This is a genomic window from Streptomyces sp. NPDC051218, assembly GCF_044455475.1.
GTDB lineage: Bacteria > Actinomycetota > Actinomycetes > Streptomycetales > Streptomycetaceae > Streptomyces.
This window is the reverse complement of the sequence record NZ_JBITEU010000001.1, coordinates 1329656-1350320: the sequence shown is the minus strand read 5'-3', so window position 1 is coordinate 1350320 and position 20665 is coordinate 1329656. Positions and strand designations below refer to the sequence as shown.

Here is a 20665-nt window from a genome sequence, read left to right as displayed (position 1 = left end):
CCGGCGTTCGCGGTCGCCACCGGGTCAGTCCTTGTAGGCCGCGGCGGCGGCCGTCTCCAGCGCCTTCTGGGTGCCCGCCACGTCCTTGGGGTTCTTCAGGAAGTCCTGCAGCGCCTTCCACTCGCCCTTGCCGGGAGTGCCGCCGAAGGCCTGCGGGGCCTGGTCGGACATGTCGAAGCGGATGTCGTCGCCCGCCGCGATCAGCGCCTTGGCGATGTCACGCTGCACGTCGTTCGGGTACGCCGCCAGGTCGAGGCTCTTGTTCGGCGAGACGAAGCCGCCCGACTCCGCCCAGATCTTGGCCGAGTCCGGTGACGCGAGGAAGGTGAGCAGCGCCTGGGCGCCCTTGCTGTCCTTCAGCGCCACGGCGGCGTCACCGCCGACGACCGCGGGGGACTCGTCGCCGACCGCCGGGAAGGGGAACACCTTGGCGTCCGTACCGATCTTGGCCTTCGTCTCCGAGATCGGCAGCGAGACCATGTCGCCCTCGAAGACCATGCCCGCCTTCGGCTGGTCGCCGCCGGTGAACGTCTGCTTCACGGAGGCGGGGAACTCGGTCTGCAGCGCCTTGTCGGCGCCGCCCGCCACGAAGCCCTTCTTGCCGAAGAGCTCACCGAGCGTGGTCAGCGCCTCCTTCACGGAGGGGTCCGTCCACTTGATCTCGTGCTCCGCGAGGTCGTCGTACTTCTCCGGGCCCGCCTGCGAGAGGTAGATGTTCTCGAACCAGTCGGTGAGGGTCCAGCCGTCGGCGCCCGCGACCGAGATCGGCGGCACACCGGAGTCGTACACGGTCTGGGCCGTCTTCAGAAAGTCGTCCCACGTCTTGGGCGCCTTGGCGCCCGCGTTGTCGAAGACCTGGGTGTTGTACCAGACCAGGGACTTGTTGGCGGCCTTGAAGTACACGCCGTACTGCTTGTCGTCGACGGTTCCGAGGTCCTGCCAGCCCTGCGCGTAGTTCTTGTCGAGCTGCTTCTGCGCCTCGGGCCCGACCGGCTTGGCCCACTTGTTCTCCACGGCCTGCTCGATCGCGCCGACCTGCGGAAGCATCGCGACGTCCGGCGGCTGGCCGCCCGCGACCTTCGACTCCAGGAAGCTGATGATGGGGTCCTGGGCCGGTACGAAGGTGACCTTGGCCCCGGTCCGCTTCTCGAACTCGTCGAGGACCTTGAGGAATACCTTCCGCTCCGAGCCGCCCCAGACGGCGGCGACGGAGACGGTCTGCCCGTCCAGCTTGGGCAGTTGGACCGTGGCGCCGCTCTCCTTGCCGCCGCCCTTGTCCTCGCTGTCCTTGTCGCCGCCGTCGTCCCCGCCGCACGCGGTGACGGTGAGCGCGAGCGCGCCCGCGACGAAGGCCGCGGCGAACTTGGCTGTGGTACGCCGGTGTTGCGGTGTCCTGCGTGATCGAAGACTGCTGCGCATCACTGCCCCGTTTCTCTGCCCTGGCATGTGCCGTGCGGTCTGTCTACGCCCGCGCGGGGAGGGGCGGCAAGAGCGCAAACAGTGTCAACCAGGTGATCGTGATGGCGTTGTGACGTGCCGCCATGACCTGCGGGGTGTCCCCACCGGGCGTGCGTTACAGGAGAGACGGCACCTGATCCGCGGCGACGGAGCGGGCTGCGCGCTCCAACGCGCTGGCCAGGAGCGCCAAGTCCGTTGGTCCGTTGCCCAGTTCGCGCACCGGGCGACGCGCCGGCGGGTCGCCCATCCGCTCCCACTCCAGGGGGACCACCGTGGGTCGCACCGTGGACGTACGAGGAATGCGGCCCGTAACCCGGCCTGCCTGGAAGGGACTTGTCCGCCCATCGGCCGTACGAAGCTCTCCTCGCCCCGGTGCGGGCTCCTCCGGCCCCGGAGTGACGGCGTCCAGGACGATCCGCAGAGCCGCCCGCCGCCCCAGCTCCGTCTCCGCAGTCCGCTCACTGCGCGCGGTGGTGGCCACCAGATGCACCCCGAGCCGCTCCCCGTCGCGGGCCACCGCTTCGAGCGCCCGCACGACGGACCCCGCGGCGGGGCGCCCCGGCGACCCGAGAGCGGGCGAGAGCAGCGCGTCGAAGTCGTCGACGAGGACGACGAGACGGGGCAGCGGGGGCCCCGGCTCCGCCCCCTTGCGGGCGGCGGCGGGCCGCAGCCGCATCGTGGAACTCGGCGGCGGGTCGAGATCGCCCCCGGGGCTCATGGCGACCACGGCGTCCCCGCCGCTCCCGCCCGCCATGCTTCCCGCGCCCGGCACGCCGCCCACACCGGTCGAAGGGCGCTGCGCGTGCCACTCGGCGAACCCGAGCCGTCCGAGCAGCTCGGCCCTGCGCTTCAGTTCGGCGGTCAGCGACTGGGCGAACTCCCGCATCCGCACGGGGTCATTGGCGGCGAGATGCGTCGTGACGTGCGGCAGGTCCATGCAGACCGCGAGCCCCTCGACCAGCTTTACGTTCCCCCCGTTCGTGCCGCTGCCCCCGCTTCCCGTGCTGTCCCGCCCGTCGATCAGGACCATGCCGAGGCGGTCCGGGCGCTCCGCCGCGGCCAGCGAGGCGGCGATGGAGCGCAGCAGCTCCGTACGACCGCTGCCCGAAGGGCCCTCGGCCAGGAGATGCGGGCCTTCGGCGGCGAGGTCCACCACCACGGGGCCGCGCGGGCCCGCCCCGAGGACCGTCCAGGCACGCCCGCCCAGCGCGTCGGAATCATCGGCGGCCGCCGCCCACCGCGCCATCAGGGACGCGGGGGTGGCCCGTGCGAGCCCCAACTCGTCCAGGAGCCGGGCCATCTGGGGCAGCGGAGCGGACACGCGCGCGTGCCCGTCGCCGGACGACCCGTCCGTGCGGAAAGGCGCGAGGGCGCGGGCGAACCGCTCGGCCCAGGCCTGCGACACCGCGTCCACCGCGGCGACCGTGCCATGCCCCGCGGGCTGCCCGTCCACGGTCCGCAGCAGCCGCAGCGCGGTGGCCACGTCACCGCTGAGCAGCGCGACGGCACCGCAGGCGCGGAAGGCGGGGGCCACGGAGCAGGCGGCTTCGTACGTGGCCGACACCGGGGAGGCGGGTGACGCCGCGGGGGTCTCCGCCAGGCAGACGACATGGATGCCGGCGGCGGCCCCTTCCCGCGTGAGGCGCACCACGGCTTCGCGCAGCCCCGCGGACCCGGGATCGCCGTCCACCACGACGACGGTGCGGGGGCCGTGGTCGGGGCCGGGGTCGAGGTCGGGGAAAGTGCCGCCGGAGCTGTCGGCCGCGTGGTCGTCGAGGCGTCGCACCAGCTCGCCCGTGCGCGCCGCCGCCTGCTCGCGGTCGTAGGCAAGGAGGAGGCGGCAGTCCTGGCCGTGCGTGGGCCGCAGATGCGGGAGCCAGCCGAGCCAGGACCACTCGGCGGCGCGCTCCGGTCCGGTCCGTGCGCGGTCCGTGCTGAGCAGCACGATCTCCAGGGCGTCGGGGGAGTGCAGCGCGGCGAGCTGGGCGACGACCGCGCGGGCGAGCCCCGTCAGGCGCTCCCGCGGGCCCGCGAGGCCGAGCGCGCCCGCCTCCCGCAGGCTGACGGTCACGGGGACGGCGGGCAGCAGGCCCCGCTCGTCCGGGGCCGCGCGGTCCACCGTGCCGAGCCGGACCGCGAGCGCCTCGGGGTGGCCCGGTCCGCGCTCCCAGAGGCGCGGGCCCGGCCCCAGCGCCGTGAGCAGCAGGGCCGCGGGGTCGGGCCAGGACTCCGGGGTCCGCGCGGCGGCGGCCACCGCGAGGTCCTCCGGGGTGGGGGCCGCCGGCTCCGGGGACGCGACGTCGCTCTCCGCGCCGTACCCACCGGCTTCGTGGCCCGACGGTCCGTACGCGTCGTCGCGGGTGCCTGTCAGCCGCCGGGCCCAGGACGAGAGGGAGCCCCGCTTGCGGAGCGTGCGCGGCACGGGGGTCCCGCGCGCGGGGGTGCCGACGCGGGTGCTCTCGGCGTCCGGGGCGCTGCCCTGCTGGGGCACGAGCGGCACGTCGCTCAGGGGCGTCTGCCCGAAGGCGCCGCCCTGGCTCCCCTCGCCCGATGCGCCCCAGCCCGCGGAGCCGTACGCATGGTGGGTGCCGTCAGCCGGGGTGCCGCCCGCTTCCGGGGGCGCGCTGCGGGGGGCTTCGGCGCTCGCGGCGACCCGCACGCGCACGTGTCCCTCGCCGTCCGGGGCCGTCGGCAGCGCGCCTCCCGTCCCGTCCCCGGCGGTGAAGCGCAGCGCGGACTCGCCGAGCCGCAGCAGGGAGCCGGGGGTGAGGCGCACCGGGTGGCCGGTGATCTCGTGGCCGTCCACGGTCGTGCCGTTCGTGGAGCCCAGGTCCGTGACGGTGACCTGGCCGTCCGGGGTGAGGGTGACCGCGCAGTGCAGCCGCGAGACGTCAGGGTCGTCCAGCGGGACGTCCGCGTCCGCCGAGCGGCCGACCCGGATCTGGCCGCCGTGCAGGAGGTGCACACCGCCCGCGTCGGGGCCCGCGACCACGTGCAACTGGGCGGCGGCTCCCGCAAGTTCGGGGCCTGGCTCGGCAGGGGAGCCGAGCGAGAGCACCGCTCCGTCTATCAGCGGGGGCTCACCGAGGGTGCAGCGCTGGGCGTCGAGGCGCTCCGAATCCGCGTACAGGACGAGGGGGCCTTCGCCGCCCGCGACGGCGGCGGCGAGACCGGAGGCGACCGTGGCGAGCGCGGTCCCCGCAGGGGCGGTGACCAGCACGTCACTGGCGCCGCGGGGCACGGCGGGGCGGCCATGGGGCTCGGCGGTCTGGCCGCTGCGCGGCCCGAGGACGGTCAGCCGGATCTGCATCGCCGTCAGCGGTCCCTTCTGCCCTTGCCGCAGGGCACGGGGACTCGCGCTGTGATTCCCCCCACCGCACACGGCCACGTCGGCCAGTAACAGACATGCATCCTCGCACCTGCCACTGACAACACGCCCGGCGGCCACCCGTAAGTGATCTTGATTGGTCGGCTCTGCTCGGAAAAGTGCCTGCTTGGACCGTTGCGATCGCCGGTCATCTCATCGTGACGAAGGTCAATTCGACGCCATTCGGCAACCAACGCGACCCATGAGGCGTCTTTCCACCGAACAGCTATCCGGTCACCCGGCGGCCGGGGCGGAATGTGACCGGCCGGTGCCCCGTTCGGCGGCATTACAGTGGGTCGGAACATCTTCCGGCGGGTAGCCGGGTCCGGACACACCAGCCAGATCAGCAGATCAGCAGGGAGCATGACGTGCGGCCGGTAGGCAGCAAGTACCTGCTCGAGGAGCCGCTCGGGCGCGGCGCCACGGGCACCGTCTGGCGAGCCCGCCAGCGCGAGACCGCGGGGGCGGAGGCGGCCGTCGCCGGCCAGCCCGGCGAGACCGTCGCGATCAAGGTCCTCAAGGAAGAGCTCGCCAACGACGCGGACATCGTGATGCGGTTCCTCCGCGAGCGATCGGTCCTGCTCAGGCTCACGCACCCGAACATCGTGCGGACCCGTGACCTGGTCGTCGAGGGGGAGCTCCTGGCGCTCGTCATGGACCTGGTGGAGGGCCCTGACCTGCACCGCTACCTCCGCGAGAACGGCCCGCTCACGCCGGTCGCGGCGGCCCTCATGACCGCCCAGATCGCCGACGCCCTCGCCGCGAGTCACGCGGACGGGGTCGTGCACCGGGACCTGAAGCCCGCGAACGTCCTGCTCAAGCAGGACGCCGACGGTGCGATGCACCCGATGCTCACCGACTTCGGCATCGCGCGTCTCGCCGACTCACCGGGCCTGACCCGCACCCACGAGTTCGTCGGTACGCCCGCCTATGTGGCGCCCGAGTCCGCCGAGGGCCGCCCGCAGACCAGCGCGGTCGACATCTACGGCGCGGGCATCCTCCTGTACGAGCTCGTCACCGGACGCCCGCCCTTCGGCGGCGGCTCGGCCCTGGAAGTGCTGCACCAGCACCTGAGCGCCGAACCGCGCCGCCCCTCCACGGTCCCGGACCCGCTGTGGACGGTCATAGAGCGCTGCCTCAGCAAGAACCCCGACCACCGCCCGAGCGCCGAGAACCTCGCGCGCGGCCTGCGGGCCGTCGCGGACGGCGTGGGCGTGCACGCGTCCAGCGCGCAGATCGCCGCGGCGGAGGGCGTGGGCGCCCTCCTGATGCCCGACCCGGACCCCGCCATGGTGCCGGGGACGGCCGGAGCCGCCGATCCCACCCAGGTGCTCCCGAACAACGCGGGCGCGTACGACCCGAACGCGGCGACGAGCGTCATGCAGAACACCAGCGGCTCCGGTGGCCCCGGTTCCGGGGGCGCGGACCCGACATCGGTCATGCCGCCCGTACCGCCGAACCAGCCCGGAGCCGACCCGAACGACCCGCACCCGTGGCAGAACCAGATGCGGGCGGCGCGCGACCGCAACGAACAGACGCAGGTCCAGTCGTACCTCGACCCGAACGACGACCCGCTGCGCCGCCGGCGCCCCCAGCGCCAGGTGCAGCAGCCGCAGCCGCAGCAGCGCCCCCAGCAGTACGCGCCGCAGCAGCAGCGTCAGCAGTACGCGCCCCAGCCGCAGCAGCCCCAGCAGCCGCAGCGCCAGCAGTACGCGCCGCCGCAGCAGACGCCCCCCCAGCAGCCGCCCGCGGGCCGGCCGCCGCGTGAGCCCAGGCAGCGCGGCTCGAACCCGAACCGGATGAAGATCCCGGGTCTCGGCTGCCTCAAGGGATGCCTCTTCACCGTCATCATCCTCTTCGTGGCGAGCTGGCTCGTCTGGGAGCTGAGCCCGCTCCAGGAGTGGATCGGCACGACGAAGGGCTACTGGGACCAGCTGACGGACTGGTACGACACGGTTTCCGGCTGGATAGGGAAACTGGGCGGCAAGTAGCGGCTCACCGGTCAGTGATGGACGAATTCCCCGCCGACTCCGGGGATTTGTCGACACCTGCGGGGTGATTTCTGCTCCTGGAGTGAAGGTTGGCGTCGAGGCCGCGTAGTTTTGTCGCCAACACGCATCCGTAGGAGCAGTCTTGGCACGCAAGATCGGCAGCCGGTACACCGCCCACCAGATCCTTGGTCGGGGCAGCGCCGGCACGGTGTGGCTCGGCGAGGGACCCGAGGGTCCCGTCGCCATCAAGCTGCTGCGCGAGGACCTCGCGTCCGACCAGGAGCTGGTCGGACGCTTCGTCCAGGAGCGCACGGCTCTGCTCAGCCTCGACCACGCGCGCGTGGTGGGCGTCCACGACCTGGTGGTCGACGGGAACGACCTCGCCCTGGTCATGGACCTCGTCCGCGGCACGGACCTGCGCACCCGCCTCGACCGCGAGCGCCGCCTCGCCCCGGAGTCGGCGGTGGCGATCGTGGCCGACGTGGCGGACGGCCTCGCGGCGGCGCACGCGGCGGGGATCGTGCACCGTGACGTGAAGCCGGAGAACGTCCTGCTCGACATGCAGGGACCGCTGGGCCCCGGGGGCTCGCACCCAGCCCTGCTCACGGACTTCGGCGTCGCCAAACTGATCGACTCCCCGCGCAGGACCCGCGCGACGAAGATCATCGGTACGCCGGACTACCTCGCCCCGGAGATCATCGAAGGCCTGCCCCCGCGCGCGGCCGTCGACATCTACGCCCTCGCCACGGTCCTGTACGAGCTGCTCGCGGGCTTCACCCCCTTCGGTGGCGGCCACCCCGGGGCGGTGCTGCGCCGCCACGTCACGGAGACCGTGGTCCCTCTTCCCGGCATCCCGGACGAGCTCTGGCAGCTGATGGTCCAGTGCCTGGCGAAGGCCCCGGCCTCCCGCCTGCGGGCGTCGGAGCTCGCGGCGCGGTTGCGGGAGCTGCAGTCGCTCGTGGCGGGGATGCCGCCGCTGGACGTGGACGAGCCGGATACGGAGGCTCCGTCCGAGGAGGCGGAGGACGAGCCTGCTCCTCCGGCGGCGGCTCCGGGCGCGCCCCGGCGCGGGGCGGTCCCCCTGGTCCCCGCCTCGCCCCCCGACTCGAACCGCGACACCCACACCTCCATGCGCGTCCCGGGTCCCGACGAGCTAGCCGGGGGCGCCCGAGGCACGGCCCGCGCCCCCCGCGCGTCCGGCGCGGCCCGCCCCGGCTCGGCCCGCCACCGCGCGTCGGCCCGCCGCCGCAGGATCACGCTCGGCGTGGCGGGAGCGGTACTCGTCGCTGCCGCCGGGATCGGTACGTGGGCGGCCACGAACGGTGACGACGCGAGCGGAACCCCCCAGGACACGAAGAACTCCGCACCTGAGGCCCCCTGACCCGGGCCGGCCCCCCCAGAGCAAGGCCCAGGGGCCAGTGAGCAGCCGGGAGGCCGGACCGCTTGCGCCCAGCCGTTAGGCTGGACCCGTGGCAGTCGTCGATGTATCCGAAGAGCTCAAGTCCCTCTCCTCGACCATGGAGTCGATCGAGGCCGTCCTGGACCTCGACAAGCTGAGGGCAGACATCGCCGTGCTCGAGGAGCAGGCGGCCGCGCCGTCCCTCTGGGACGACCCGGAAGCGGCACAGAAGATCACCAGCAAGCTGAGTCACCTCCAGGCGGAGGTGCGGAAGGCCGAGGCCCTGCGCGGGCGTATCGACGACCTCAGCGTGCTCTTCGAGATGGCCGAGGAGGAGGACGACCCGGACACCCGCGCCGAGGCCGAGACCGAGCTCACGGCCGTCAAGAAGGCGCTGGACGAGATGGAGGTCCGCACGCTCCTCTCCGGTGAGTACGACGCCCGTGAGGCGCTCGTCACCATCCGTGCGGAGGCCGGCGGCGTCGACGCATCGGACTTCGCCGAGAAGCTGCAGCGCATGTACCTGCGGTGGGCCGAGCGCCACGGCTACAAGACGGAGCTCTACGAAACCTCGTACGCGGAAGAGGCCGGCATCAAGTCGACCACCTTCGCCGTCCAGGTCCCGTACGCGTACGGGACGCTCTCCGTCGAGCAGGGCACCCACCGTCTGGTGCGCATCTCGCCCTTCGACAACCAGGGGCGCCGCCAGACCTCCTTCGCCGGAGTCGAGATCCTGCCGGTCGTCGAGCAGACCGACCACATCGAGATCGACGAGTCCGAGCTGCGCATCGACGTCTACCGCTCGTCCGGCCCCGGCGGCCAGGGCGTCAACACGACCGACTCCGCGGTCCGCCTGACGCACCTCCCCACCGGCATCGTCGTCTCCTGTCAGAACGAGCGCTCGCAGATCCAGAACAAGGCGAGCGCGATGAACGTCCTCCAGGCCAAGCTCCTCGAGCGCCGCCGCCAGGAGGAGCAGGCGAAGATGAACGCCCTCAAGGGGGACGGCGGCAACTCCTGGGGCAACCAGATGCGTTCGTACGTCCTGCACCCGTACCAAATGGTCAAGGACCTGCGCACGGAGTGCGAAGTGGGCAACCCCGAGTCCGTGTTCAACGGCGAGATCGACGGCTTCCTCGAAGCCGGAATTCGCTGGCGCAAGCAGCAGGAGAAGTAAGCACCGCTTTATCGACAAGGCAACGTGCAGCGACGCAAGGCAACTGCCGCCCATGAGGCGGCAGTTGCCTTTTACGTCACAGTCACATCTCCGTAGGCCGGTCAACTGCTGCTATTTCAGACATCGCGTACGCAACGACCTTGACGTGTCTGGGGAAACTGGAAAGGCTAGCGAGCGGCATGCGTATCTCTGGGGCGCGTGTGATCTGTGGGGGCGGATAGCAGCGCTCCCGACGAACGCAGTCCCGGACGCTGCCTCACTGACGATTAGCTACTGGGGGTAGCAGCCAGATGACCAAGAAGACGCGGATCCGCGTAGCGCGAATAGCGGCTGGTGCGGTGATCGCCGCCGGCGCTTCGCTGACCGCCGCCGGTGCCGCCTCGGCCCTCGACGTGGGTGTCGACCTCGGCGGCGCGAGCGCCAGCGCCAGCGCCGACGAGAACGGCATCGGTGTCGACGTCGGCATCGGCGACGACGAGCCGACCGAGGAGCCCACGGAGATCCCGGAGCCCACGGAGGAGCCGACGGGAGAGCCGACGGAGCCCACCGAGGAGCCCACCGAGCCCACGGAGGAGCCCACCGAGCCCACCGAGGAGCCCACGGAGCCGACCGAGGACCCGACGGAGCCCACCGAGGACCCGACGGACCCCTCGGACCCGGGTACGCCCACCGAGGACCCGAGCGACCCCGGTAACGGCGGCGGCACCGGTGGCAACGACAACGACCCCGACGGCGGCTCCAACCCCGTCGAGCAGGGCAAGGGCAAGGACAGCCTGACCGACACGGGTTCCGCCCCGGTCGAGCAGGGTGACAAGGCCGACAAGGGCGAGCTCGCCGAGACGGGCGCCGCCGAGACCACGTTCCTGCTGATCGGCGCCGCGACGATGATCGCCGGCGGCATCGGCTTCCGCATCCTGCCGCGCTTCGTCGGCAACCGCGGCGCAGCCGCCTGATCCAGGGCGACGGCATCCGCGTACGGGACCGTGCGCGGCGCATGACATGACAGAAGGGCCCGGAGCAGCCAGCTCCGGGCCCTTCTGGGTGTTCTGGGTGTTCTTGAACGCGCCTCCTGGCGCGTCAAGCGGTCTGGTGCGCCAGCAGGGCCACCGCCGCGATCAGCACGACGAGCACCCCTATCAGGGCCGCAGGGCTGAGACCGCCGAACGGTCCCTCCTGCTGCAGGCGCTCGCGGCTGGCCCGGCAGACGGGGCAGCGGCCTTCACTCACGGGCCCCGCGCAGTTCGCGCACACCAACCTGTCATGGGTCATGCGCTTCTCCTCCCGCACAGTTACAGCCTGCCCAACGCTGGAGGGAACCCAACCGTTCCCCCTACCACTGTGCCAGCTTCCACGAATTTCGGCGCGGCCCGCCTGTCCTCGCCGGTTTCAGACTGTTACGTTCCGTGGTACATCCGCGACAATTCGCGCAACTCAGGACGCTGACTGCGCTCGCGTACCGGCTTCGCGTATGGTCACGCTCACCTACCCCCGGCGACCCGTGGTGCATCCGTGATCCGATTCGACAACGTCTCCAAGGCCTACCCCAAGCAGACCCGGCCCGCCCTCCGGGACGTCTCCCTGGAGATCGAAAAGGGCGAGTTCGTCTTCCTGGTGGGCTCCTCCGGCTCCGGAAAGTCCACCTTCCTGCGTCTCGTCCTGCGCGAGGAGCGCACCAGCCACGGCCAGGTGCACGTCCTCGGCAAGGACCTCGCGCGCCTCTCCAACTTCAAGGTGCCGCACATGCGGCGCCAGTTGGGCACCGTCTTCCAGGACTTCCGCCTCCTTCCGAACAAGACCGTGGGCGAGAACGTCGCCTTCGCGCAGGAAGTCATCGGCAAGTCCCGTGGCGAGATCCGCAAGTCCGTGCCCCAGGTCCTCGACCTCGTCGGCCTCGGCGGCAAGGAGGACCGGATGCCCGGCGAGCTCTCCGGTGGTGAGCAGCAGCGGGTGGCGATCGCGCGCGCCTTCGTCAACCGCCCGAAGCTCCTCATCGCCGACGAGCCGACCGGCAACCTCGACCCGCAGACGTCGGTCGGCATCATGAAGCTGCTCGACCGGATCAACCGGACCGGCACGACCGTCGTCATGGCGACCCACGACCAGCAGATCGTGGACCAGATGCGCAAGCGGGTCATCGAGCTGGAGAAGGGCCGTCTCGTCCGCGACCAGTCGCGCGGCGTCTACGGCTACCAGCACTGACGACCCGTACTGATCCATCGCACTGATCCACTGAAAGGGAGCCATGCGCGCCCAGTTCGTCCTGTCGGAGATCGGCGTCGGTCTCCGCCGTAATCTCACGATGACCTTCGCGGTCATCGTCTCCGTAGCGCTCTCGCTCGCCCTGTTCGGCGGCTCGCTGCTCATGCGTGACCAGGTGAGCACGATGAAGGGCTACTGGTACGACAAGGTCAACGTCTCGATCTACCTCTGCAACAAGGGGGACGCGGAGCAGGACCCGAAGTGCGCCAAGGGCGCGGTGACGAACGAGCAGAAGGACCAGATCAAGACCGATCTGAAGAAGATGCCCGTCGTCGACACGGTGCAGTACGAATCGGCCGACCAGGCGTACAAGCACTACAAGGAGCAGTTCGGCGACTCCCCGCTGTCCAGCTCCCTCACGCCGGACCAGATGCAGGAGTCGTACCGCGTCAAGCTGAAGGACCCGGAGAAGTACCAGGTGGTCGCGACCGCCTTCTCCGGGCGTGACGGCGTGCAGTCCGTGGAGGACCAGAAGGACACTCTGGACAGCCTCTTCGAGCTGCTCAACGGCATGAACTGGGCGGCGCTCGCGGTGATGGCGCTGATGCTCGTCGTCGCGCTGATGCTGATCGTCAACACCGTGCGCGTATCGGCGTTCAGCCGCAGACGTGAAACCGGCATCATGCGGCTCGTCGGCGCGTCCAGCTTCTACATCCAGATGCCGTTCATCATGGAGGCCGCCGTCGCCGGCCTCATCGGTGGCGCTCTCGCCTGCGGGATGCTCCTCGTAGGGCGGTACTTCCTCATCGATCACGGCCTTGCGCTCTCCGAGAAGATGAATCTGATCGATTTCATCGGGTGGGACGCGGTCCTCGCCAAGCTGCCGCTGGTGCTCGCCATCGGCCTGCTGATGCCCGCGCTTGCCGCGTTCTTCGCGTTGCGCAAGTACCTCAAGGTGTGACAAGACCCGCCTGTTCCGAAGGGCGTCGTACGGTTCAACCGGCCGTGCGGCGCCCTTCGTTGTCCTAGACTCACCGGCATGTCAGGCCCCGACCGGTTCTGTGAACTGCTCTCCCGGCCCCGCCGTATCCGCCGCGGGGCGGCCCTGACATTGGTGTTCGCGAGCGTGCTCGCCACCGGTGCGGCCACGGGGTCCTGGAGCGAGGCATCCGGGGAAGGCCGGAAGTCGCCCGCGCCGTCCGCCCGTTCCGTCGCCTCGTCCGGTGACGCCGCCGACCAGGCCGCCGACGCGGCGGCCGAGGCGATGGCCGACGGCAAGTCCGGCAAGAAGGCCGCGGAGGAAGTCGTCAGCCGCAGCGGCGACCGCTGGGGTTCGGTGTACTCCCCCGGGGAGTACCGGGAGTTCGAGCAGGCCCTCGACGGCGCGTACACCGGCGTCGGTCTCTGGGCACGGCGCGCGGAGGACGGGCGCATCGAGGTCTCCCGGGTCCAGCCCGGCGGCCCCGCCGATCAGGCCGGCATCCGCGAGGGCGATCGGCTCAGGAGCATCGACGGCAAGCGCGTGGCGGGACGTCCCGTCACCGAGGTGGTGTCCCTGCTGCGTGGCGCCCGCGCCGGCACCCCGGTCGAGCTCGGCCTGGAGCGGGGCACGCGCGCGTGGACCGAGACACTGCACCGGGCCCGCCTCTCCACGGACTCCGTCACGGTCACGCAGCTCGCGGGCGGCGCCGTCATGATCAAGGTCGAGGCCTTCACCAAGGGGGCCGGCGAGCGCGTGCGGTCCGCAGTGCGAGAGGCGCCCGAGGGCGCCGGCATCCTGCTGGACCTGCGCGGCAACTCCGGGGGCCTGGTGGCGGAGGCGGTGACCGCCGCGTCGGGTCTCGTCGACGGAGGCCTGGTGGCGACGTACGACGTACGCGGGCGGCAGAAGGCCCTGCACGCCCAGCGGGGCGGTGACACCACCAGGCCGGTGGTCGCGCTGGTCGACGGCGGCACGATGAGCGCGGCCGAACTCCTCACGGGCGCCCTGCAGGACCGTGGCCGCGCGGTCGTGGTGGGCTCGAAGACGTTCGGCAAGGGCTCGGTCCAGATGCCGAGCCGGCTGCCCGACGGCTCGGTCGCCGAGCTGACGGTCGGGCACTACCGCACTCCTTCGGGGCAGGCGGTCGACGGCAGGGGCATCACGCCGGACCTGGAGGTCGAGGACGGCGCCGAGACGCGGGCCGAGACAGTATTGACTGGCCTCGGACCCCCCTCGTAGTGCGAAAATGGCCGCACTATGGCGAAGGAAAAGGTAAAGCGCAAGGCTGCCAAGGCCGCCGAGAAGGCCCCCAGCAAGAAGATCGTCGCGCAGAACAAGAAGGCGCGGCACGACTACCACATCCTGGACACGTACGAGTGCGGCCTGGTGCTCATGGGCACCGAGGTCAAGTCGCTGCGGATGGGCAGGGCCTCCCTGGTGGACGGCTTCGTGCACATCGACCACGGCGAGGCGTGGCTGCACAACATCCACGTCCCGGAGTACGTGCAGGGCACGTGGACCAACCACTCCGCCACGCGTAAGCGCAAGCTGCTGCTGCACCGCGCGGAGATCGACAAGCTGGAGTCCAAGTCGCAGGAGACGGGTCACACGATCGTGCCCCTGGCCCTGTACTTCAAGGACAGCCGGGTCAAGGTCGAGATCGCCCTTGCCAAGGGCAAGAAGGAGTACGACAAGCGTCAGACGCTCAAGGAGAAGCAGGACCTGCGCGAGACGAACCGCGCCATCGAGGCGGCCAAGCGGCGCCAGCGCGGCGCCTAGCCCGGGGGCTCCCCGTGGGTCCCCGAGGGGTCCTGGTGGGGCGCGCGGGAATTGGCTGGCCCCGTCGGGCGTTGGTCACGTACGATGGGCACTGCCCCGCACAGCCGGGGCGGCTATTGAAAAAACAACATGGGGATGATCGGTTTCGACAGCGGATGTCGAAGCAGGGGAAGCGAGCCGAGGAAGCGGCAATGATCTCGTAAACCATATGTCGCAACCAATAATCGCCAATTCCAAGAGCGATTCCCAGTCCTTCGCCCTCGCTGCTTAATTAGCGGTGAGTGAAGGACCCTTAATGGGTGTCAGCCCGGGGGTGTTCCCGACCCGGACCCTGGCATAATCTAGGGAACTAAACCATCGAGCCCGGTCACGGGGTTCGATGGGAAATCAAACAGTGACTGGGCCCGTCGGAGACTTGTTCGCGAGATCGCCGGGGCCGAGAAAATCGAAGCGAACTGCGCTCGGAGAAGCCCTCCTTTTGCACCGTTGGACGCGGGTTCGATTCCCGCCATCTCCACAATTCCCATGTGAGGTCTAAGCCTCCTGGCCACCAGGCCAGGGGGCTTTTTCCGTGTGCGGGGCACGGAACACTGGGGCACATCTTCTGGGCATGTGACTCGTTACTGCAACCGAGTGCAGGTTCCCGAACGGCCGGGCGGCACGGAAGTCCGGCCGAGTACGCAAGGTGCAGGAGGCAGTCGCTTGGATGCCACCATCACTCTCTTAGGTTCCCTTCTCGCCAGCCTCGGGGTTCTCGGCGCGGCAGTGGTGGCCTATCTCGGTAAGCGCGGTGAGAACGCGCTCATGGGCTTTTCCAGTCTTACGGAAAAGCTGCAGACCGAGCGAGACCGGTTGGAGCGGCAGGTCGCTGAACGCGACACGAAACTCGCTGAGTTGAATGCTCTGCACGTTCACGACCAGAGCGAGATCGCCCGGCTGCTCATCGCCAACCAACGGCTCGGAGGCACTCCGTGATCCAGCTCGAGCGACTCCTGGCCCGCCGTTGGCGCACCGTGTTCCTCGTCTGTGTGCTGGTCGCGCTCTGCGGTGTCGCGGCGCTGCTGTGGGCCCGTATCGACGCCGGCGACCGCCGTGCCGACCGGCTCGCCACCGAGGCGGACCGGCGGGGCGAGGCCGTGTCCACCCTGGCCCGTGATGTACGGACCCTGCGCGCGCAGGTCCGCTCCCATGGCGACACCCCGGCGGCGCCGGACCCCTCCGACGCCGTCGATGATCTCGTCTCCCGGGTGCGGGTCCCGGGTTCGCCCGGCGCCGCGGGATCACCGGGCGAGGACGGGAAGCCGGGGGAGAAGGGGACGCCGGGGAACGGCGGCCGCAAGGGGGAGCAGGGTGAGCCGGGGGAGGCCGGTGAACCGGGAGCGGAGGGTGGCGACGGCGCGGCCGGTAAGGACGGCGCGGACGGCGAGCGGGGCCCGGAGGGACCGGCGGGAGCGGCGGGCCCTCCGGGAGCCGACGGCGCCAACGGCGCTGACGGCTCCCGCGGCTCCGACGGTGCGGGCGGCGCCGCGGGCCCCGAAGGCCCGGCGGGCCCCGCGGGACCGCGCGGCGAGCGCGGCCCCAAGGGCGAGTCGGGCGCCGCGGGCCCCAACTGCCCCGACGGCTACAGCCTCCAGCAGTCCCAGGCCGACCCGGACGCCCTGGTCTGCCGCCGAGCCGCCATAACCCCCTCGGACCCGGCCCCCGCGATCCTGCTCCTGGCCACACTGCTGCCCCGCCGCCGCAGCGACGCGGACGCTTCGGACTGAGGGCGGGCGCGGGGGTTGTTATCAGCGGGGTGACCCCTGCTGCGGGCAGCCTGCGGGGTGGCCCCTGCCCCGGGCTGCCCGCGAGCCGCCCCCGCCCCCGGGCTGACCGCGGGACGGGGTGTCCGCTCCGGCTGCCCGCTGGTGGGTTGCGGGGTCCGCAGCCCATCGCTGGGCTGAAGTGGGCCGCCGCGTGTCCGCGAGGCGAGCCGCCCCTGCCCGCGGGCAGCCGGCGAGGAGCCGCCCCCGCCCCCGGTCTGCTCGCGGGCGGGGTTCCCCCTCCTGCCGTTCGCTGATGGGCTGAGGGGGGCCGCAGCCCATCACCGGGCCGAAGCGGGCCGCCACGCCTGCGCGGGGCGAGCCGCCCCCGCCCAGCGGCCCCCCGGCCGGGGCGCGCCCGCCGTGGCGTTCACGTACCGCGGCCGGGACTCGCCCCGCGTCTGCTCCCGGCACGCGGTGACGTGCCCGGCGGCCGCGCTGGGCGGGCCGGGTGGCGGTGGCAGATGTGGCGTGTCGGTGTAGTCGACCGGAGTGGGGGCTGTTGTAGGGGCGGGGAGTCGGGGATGCTGCTGGGTCATGAGTAGACCCGTGAGACGCGTCAACGTCCGTATGCGCCACTGGATCTGGCCCGCCGTGCTCGGCGTCGCGGCGGCCACCCTCTCCGTCAGTTCGCCCGCCGGGGCGGATTCCGAACGCAGCGGCCTGCCCGAGGCCATCGACACCATCCTCGGCGATCCCCGGATGGAGGGCGGCGCGGCGAGTGTCGTCGTCGCCGACGCCGCGTCCGGCGACGTGCTCTACCAACACCTGCCCAGCGGGCGCCTGATGCCCGCGTCCAACACCAAGCTCCTGACGTCGACGGCCGCCATGGAACGGCTCGGCCCCGACTACCGCTTCACCACCGATGTGCTAACCGACGGCAAGCGGCGCGGCACCACCCTCTCCGGAAACCTGTACCTGCGCGGCGCCGGCGATCCGACGACCCTCGCCGAGGACTACGGACGGCTGGCCGAGAAAATCGCAGACTCAGGCGTCCGGAAGGTCTCCGGGCGCCTCGTCGCGGACGACACCCGGTTCGACGACCGGCGCATCGGCGACACCTGGGCCGGCGACGACGAATTCGCGTACTACGCCGCCCAGATCTCCCCGCTGAGCGTCGCCCCGGACACCGACTACGACACCGGGACGGTCATCGTCGAGGCCTCGCCCGGCGCGAAGCCCGGGGACAGGCCCAAGGTGTCGGTGACGCCGAAGACGGACTACGTCGACGTCGACAACAGCGCCAGAACCGTCCCCGCCGGCGGCGAGGACACGCTCACCATCGAGCGTGAGCACGGCACGAACACCATCACGGTCACCGGCACCGTTCCCATGGGAGGTGATGCCACCAAGGAGTGGATCACCGTGTGGGAGCCCACCGGATACGCCGCCGCCATCTTCCGTGACGCCCTGAAGGCGCACGGAGTGCGGGTGAGCGGGCCCACCAAGGCCGGGATCGCCACCCCCAAGGGCGCGCGGCGGCTCGCGTCGCACGACTCCATGCCCCTGAAGGAGCTGATGATCCCCTTCATGAAGCTCTCCAACAACATGCACGCGGAGAACCTCACGAAGACCATGGGGTACGAGTCGACAGGGCGGCCCGGCAGCTGGCCGGACGGACTCGCCGCCATCGGTGGCTACTTGAAGACCGCCGGTGTCGACCCCGGCAAGCTTCGCCACGTCGACGGCTCCGGCCTCTCGCGCAAGAACAACGCCCCCGCCGATCAGCTGACCGAGCTGTTGCTCTCGGCGCAGGACGAGCCCTGGTACGCCGACTGGTACAAGTCGCTTCCGGTGGCCTGCGACCCGGACAAGTTCGTCGGCGGCACCCTGCGCACCCGGATGTGCGGAACGCCGGCGGCCCTCAACGTAAGGGCGAAGACAGGGTCGTTGACCGGGGCGTCCGCTCTTTCCGGGTACGTGAAGGACGCGGGCGGGCGTGAGCTGGTGTTCAGCATCATCCTGAACAACTACATGCCGTCGTCGGTGAAGGCCCTGGAGGACGCGATCGTCGTGACGCTCGCCAAGTCGACGGAGGACAGGGCCGTGTTGGTCAAACCGCGCTCGGAGCGTGCGGCCGAGCCGAGCGGGGACCTGGAGTGCTCGTGGCGCAAGCCTGCGCGATGCTGAGCAGCAGCGCGCAGCACGCGGCGGTGACCGGGACCGCGTAGCCCCCGGCGGGACTCAAGTGTTCGACCATCCAGCCGCCGGCCGCGGCGCCGCAGGCGATGCCTCCGAGGAGACCGGTGACGGCGAGGGTCATGCCCTCGTTCAACCGGCCCTCGGGGGTGCGCTGTTGGATCAGGCTCATGCCGGTGACCATCGTCGGGGCCGTCGCCATTCCGGCGACAAGGAGAGCCCCGGCGAGCACAAGGAGCGAGCCGGTGAGCGTGGCCGCCAGGAGCGGCAGCGTCATCAGGGCCGCCATCGCGGTGGCGCACAGGACATGACGGCGGTGCGCGGACCCGCCCGGCCCGACCGCCCCGTACCCGACCGCCCCGTAGAGGAGGCCCGCCGCACAGGAGCCCGCGGCCTGGAGCGCGAGGATCACGCCCGCGGCTGCCTTGTGGCCCTGGGCATCGGCGTAGGCGATCGTCACGACCTCCATCGAGCCGAAGACGGCGCCGGTGGCGAGGAAGGCGGCGAGCAATGTGGGCATCCCGCGCGCGTGGAGGGGTGACTTCTCCTTGTCCGTCGTACGTCCCCGGGGCGGCGGTTCGGTCCCGCGCTGCGCGGCGAAGAGCAGCACGCCGGTCAGGAGCAGCACGACTCCGATGAGGGTGCCCGCTTCCGGGAAGAGCGCCCCGCACAGGAAGGCAGCGAGGACGGGGCCGAGCATGAAGCACAGCTCGTCCGCTGCCTGTTCGAAAGAGTTGGCGGTGTGCACGGCCCGCTCGTCGTCCTTCAGGAGGTGCGCCCAGCGGGCCCGGGACATGCCGCCCGTGTTGGGCGTGGTGGCCGTCGCGGCGTACGAGGCGAAGAGGGTCCAGTCGGGCGCCCCGTAGTGCACGCACAGCAGCAGGGAGAGGGAGCCGAGCGCGGCGATCGCGGTGGCCGGGACGGCGATCCGCGCCTGGCCGTGCCGGTCGACGAGGCGGGCCGTCCAGGGGGCCACGACGGCGGTCGCGGCGAGGCCCGTGGCGGTGACGGCGCCGGCGAGCGCGTACGAACCGCGTGCTCCGGCGATCATGATGACGGCGCTCACGCTGAACATGCCCATGGGGAGGCGGGCGATGAGGTTGCCGATGGTGAAGGCGGTGGCTCCGGGTATGCGGAAGAGGCGGGCGTAAGGGTTGCGGCGGGGCGTGCGGGGCGTGCGGGGCGGGCGGGATCGGCGGGGCTCGTGGGGCCCAGGGGATTCGGCGGGCGGCATGGGATCACCCTCACCGCGGCGGTGCTGCGGGGTCCAACACCTTCTGGGGCCCGACTCACGCACTCCCGTTGTAAGTTCCCGGGGTGACAGCAGAGCCGCGGGCACAACCCCGCATACCCGGTGCGCCCCGCGACCTGGCCCCCCGCCTCCTGCGCGCCTTCCTGGCCGTCTCCGAAGAGCTGCACTTCACGCGGGCCGCCGCCAGGCTGTACGTCGCCCAGCAGGCGCTCAGCCGCGATGTGCGGCGCCTGGAACGGGAGTTGGGGGCCGAGCTGTTCGTACGGACGACGCGGCACGTAACGCTGACCGCCGAAGGCGAGCGGCTGCTGCCGTACGCGCGGCGGCTCATCGAGGCCCAGGACGACCTGACGGCGGCCTTCGCGCGCGGCACGGGAAGCGGAGGCGCGGCGCGTCCGCTGCTCGTGGACCTGAACAGCCCGGGGCTCACCTGTGGCCGCGTCCTGGCGAGGGCCCGCGAACTCGTCCCGGAGTGTGAGCTGATGGCCCGCTTCGAGAGCGGACTCACCGGGGCCGCAGCCGAGATCCTTGCCGGGCGGCTCGACGTCTCCTTCGGGCGGTACGCCGGGCTCGAACCCGCGGTGCGGGCACGGCTCGCCCACCAGCCCGTGCGGTACGAACCGATGGCGGTCCTGCTGCCGCTCGGCCACCCCTTGGCCGAGCTCGACGCGGTGCCGCTCGGCGCGCTCGCGGGGGAGAGCGTGTACGCGGGGGCGGGAAACCCGCGGACGCTGGAGTGGACGGACCTCGCGCATCGCCTTTTCGAGGGACGCGGGATCGAGGCGGCGGCGCCCGCGCCCCTCGCGGTGGGCACCGAGGAGTTCGGGCGGATCATGGCCAAGAACCGGACCCCGGTGCTCACCGTGGTGGAGTTTCCGGCCATGCCCGAATCGGTCCTGCGGCCGCTGATCGACCCCGTACCACTGTCACCTGTGTCCCTGGTGTGGAGAAAGGGGCTCGCGCACCCGGGGGTCGACGCTCTGCGTGCGGCGGCGGCCGAGCTGTCCGCTGCCGAGGGGTGGTTGCGAAGGCCCGGGGACGGGTGGGTTCCGGCCACGGATGCACTCATCATGATGAGCCTGGATTGAAGGATTAGTACGACTGTCACCGCCGTGCGCTA

Annotated in this window: 16 protein-coding genes and 1 other RNA gene; 13 read left to right on the top strand and 4 right to left on the bottom strand. The window is 71.4% G+C overall.

Annotated elements, in window-relative coordinates; all coding sequences use genetic code 11:
- Positions 1–24 precede the first annotated feature (24 nt).
- Positions 25–1419: an ABC transporter substrate-binding protein gene (locus ACIBCK_RS06100; RefSeq protein ID WP_399387079.1), complete on the bottom strand. Its 1395-nt coding sequence runs from the start codon at positions 1417–1419 to the stop codon at positions 25–27.
- 154 nt (positions 1420–1573) lie between these two features.
- Positions 1574–4768: an FHA domain-containing protein gene (locus tag ACIBCK_RS06095; protein WP_399387078.1), complete on the bottom strand. Its 3195-nt coding sequence runs from the start codon at positions 4766–4768 to the stop codon at positions 1574–1576.
- Between the two features lie 425 nt (positions 4769–5193).
- Here ACIBCK_RS06095 and ACIBCK_RS06090 point away from each other — a divergent pair, with 425 nt between their 5' ends.
- From ACIBCK_RS06090 to ACIBCK_RS06075, 4 genes are all read left to right on the top strand, one after another.
- On the top strand, positions 5194–6816 hold the full coding sequence (locus ACIBCK_RS06090; RefSeq protein WP_399387076.1) for a serine/threonine-protein kinase: 1623 nt from the start codon (positions 5194–5196) through the stop codon (positions 6814–6816).
- A 142-nt stretch (positions 6817–6958) separates the two neighbouring features.
- Complete coding sequence (locus ACIBCK_RS06085; RefSeq protein ID WP_399387074.1) at positions 6959–8197, top strand: serine/threonine-protein kinase; 1239 nt, start codon at positions 6959–6961, stop codon at positions 8195–8197.
- Positions 8198–8285: 88 nt separating this feature from the next.
- A complete protein-coding gene (gene prfB, locus ACIBCK_RS06080) occupies positions 8286–9392 on the top strand; it encodes a peptide chain release factor 2 (RefSeq protein WP_399387073.1) in 1107 nt (368 codons plus the stop codon).
- A gap of 290 nt (positions 9393–9682) precedes the next feature.
- Positions 9683–10345, top strand: coding sequence for a hypothetical protein (locus ACIBCK_RS06075; protein WP_399387071.1), 663 nt, complete (start codon positions 9683–9685; stop codon positions 10343–10345).
- A 124-nt stretch (positions 10346–10469) separates the two neighbouring features.
- Here ACIBCK_RS06075 and ACIBCK_RS06070 read toward each other — a convergent pair whose 3' ends face one another.
- On the bottom strand, positions 10470–10661 hold the full coding sequence (locus ACIBCK_RS06070; protein ID WP_160505338.1) for a hypothetical protein: 192 nt from the start codon (positions 10659–10661) through the stop codon (positions 10470–10472).
- Between the two features lie 240 nt (positions 10662–10901).
- Here ACIBCK_RS06070 and ftsE point away from each other — a divergent pair, with 240 nt between their 5' ends.
- The 8 genes from ftsE (at position 10902) to dacB (ending at position 18284) form a co-directional block, all read left to right on the top strand.
- On the top strand, positions 10902–11591 hold the full coding sequence (ftsE, locus tag ACIBCK_RS06065; protein ID WP_030788113.1) for a cell division ATP-binding protein FtsE: 690 nt from the start codon (positions 10902–10904) through the stop codon (positions 11589–11591).
- Positions 11592–11634: 43 nt separating this feature from the next.
- The gene (gene ftsX / locus ACIBCK_RS06060; protein WP_399387069.1) at positions 11635–12552 is read left to right on the top strand and encodes a permease-like cell division protein FtsX; all 918 of its coding nucleotides are present in this window, start codon (positions 11635–11637) and stop codon (positions 12550–12552) included.
- Between the two features lie 78 nt (positions 12553–12630).
- On the top strand, positions 12631–13812 hold the full coding sequence (locus tag ACIBCK_RS06055) for a S41 family peptidase (protein ID WP_399387067.1): 1182 nt from the start codon (positions 12631–12633) through the stop codon (positions 13810–13812).
- A gap of 18 nt (positions 13813–13830) precedes the next feature.
- Positions 13831–14352, top strand: coding sequence for an SsrA-binding protein SmpB (gene smpB, locus ACIBCK_RS06050; RefSeq protein WP_399387066.1), 522 nt, complete (start codon positions 13831–13833; stop codon positions 14350–14352).
- A 131-nt stretch (positions 14353–14483) separates the two neighbouring features.
- Positions 14484–14872: a transfer-messenger RNA gene (gene ssrA / locus ACIBCK_RS06045) on the top strand.
- A 182-nt stretch (positions 14873–15054) separates the two neighbouring features.
- Positions 15055–15327 carry a hypothetical protein gene (locus tag ACIBCK_RS06040; RefSeq protein WP_367042440.1) on the top strand — a complete coding sequence of 91 codons (273 nt, stop codon included), beginning with the start codon at positions 15055–15057 and terminating at the stop codon, positions 15325–15327.
- Entirely contained in the window at positions 15324–16118 is a 795-nt protein-coding gene (locus ACIBCK_RS06035) for a collagen-like protein (RefSeq protein WP_399387064.1), read from the top strand. Before ACIBCK_RS06040 ends, ACIBCK_RS06035 begins: the two co-directional genes overlap by 4 nt.
- A 573-nt stretch (positions 16119–16691) precedes the next feature.
- A complete protein-coding gene (gene dacB, locus ACIBCK_RS06030) occupies positions 16692–18284 on the top strand; it encodes a D-alanyl-D-alanine carboxypeptidase/D-alanyl-D-alanine-endopeptidase (protein WP_399387062.1) in 1593 nt (530 codons plus the stop codon).
- Here the strand turns inward: dacB and ACIBCK_RS06025 are convergent.
- Entirely contained in the window at positions 18208–19527 is a 1320-nt protein-coding gene (locus ACIBCK_RS06025; protein ID WP_399387060.1) for an MFS transporter, read from the bottom strand. The genes dacB and ACIBCK_RS06025 overlap by 77 nt on opposite strands.
- Positions 19528–19610: 83 nt before the next feature.
- Here ACIBCK_RS06025 and ACIBCK_RS06020 point away from each other — a divergent pair, with 83 nt between their 5' ends.
- The gene (locus tag ACIBCK_RS06020; protein WP_399387059.1) at positions 19611–20633 is read left to right on the top strand and encodes a LysR family transcriptional regulator; all 1023 of its coding nucleotides are present in this window, start codon (positions 19611–19613) and stop codon (positions 20631–20633) included.
- The last annotated feature ends 32 nt before the right edge of the window (positions 20634–20665 follow it).

Bases quoted from the DNA above. Each gene is read 5' to 3' on its own strand.
- ftsX (WP_399387069.1), top strand. From the start codon at position 11,635: ATGCGCGCCCAGTTCGTCCTGTCGGAGATCGGCGTCGGTCTCCGCCGT.
- ACIBCK_RS06095 (WP_399387078.1), bottom strand. From the start codon at position 4,768: ATGCAGATCCGGCTGACCGTCCTCGGGCCGCGCAGCGGCCAGACCGCC.
- ACIBCK_RS06070 (WP_160505338.1), bottom strand. From the start codon at position 10,661: ATGACCCATGACAGGTTGGTGTGCGCGAACTGCGCGGGGCCCGTGAGT.
- ACIBCK_RS06100 (WP_399387079.1), bottom strand. From the start codon at position 1,419: ATGCGCAGCAGTCTTCGATCACGCAGGACACCGCAACACCGGCGTACC.
- smpB (WP_399387066.1), top strand. From the start codon at position 13,831: ATGGCGAAGGAAAAGGTAAAGCGCAAGGCTGCCAAGGCCGCCGAGAAG.
- dacB (WP_399387062.1), top strand. From the start codon at position 16,692: ATGAGTAGACCCGTGAGACGCGTCAACGTCCGTATGCGCCACTGGATC.
- ACIBCK_RS06075 (WP_399387071.1), top strand. From the start codon at position 9,683: ATGACCAAGAAGACGCGGATCCGCGTAGCGCGAATAGCGGCTGGTGCG.
- ACIBCK_RS06025 (WP_399387060.1), bottom strand. From the start codon at position 19,527: ATGCCGCCCGCCGAATCCCCTGGGCCCCACGAGCCCCGCCGATCCCGC.
- ACIBCK_RS06055 (WP_399387067.1), top strand. From the start codon at position 12,631: ATGTCAGGCCCCGACCGGTTCTGTGAACTGCTCTCCCGGCCCCGCCGT.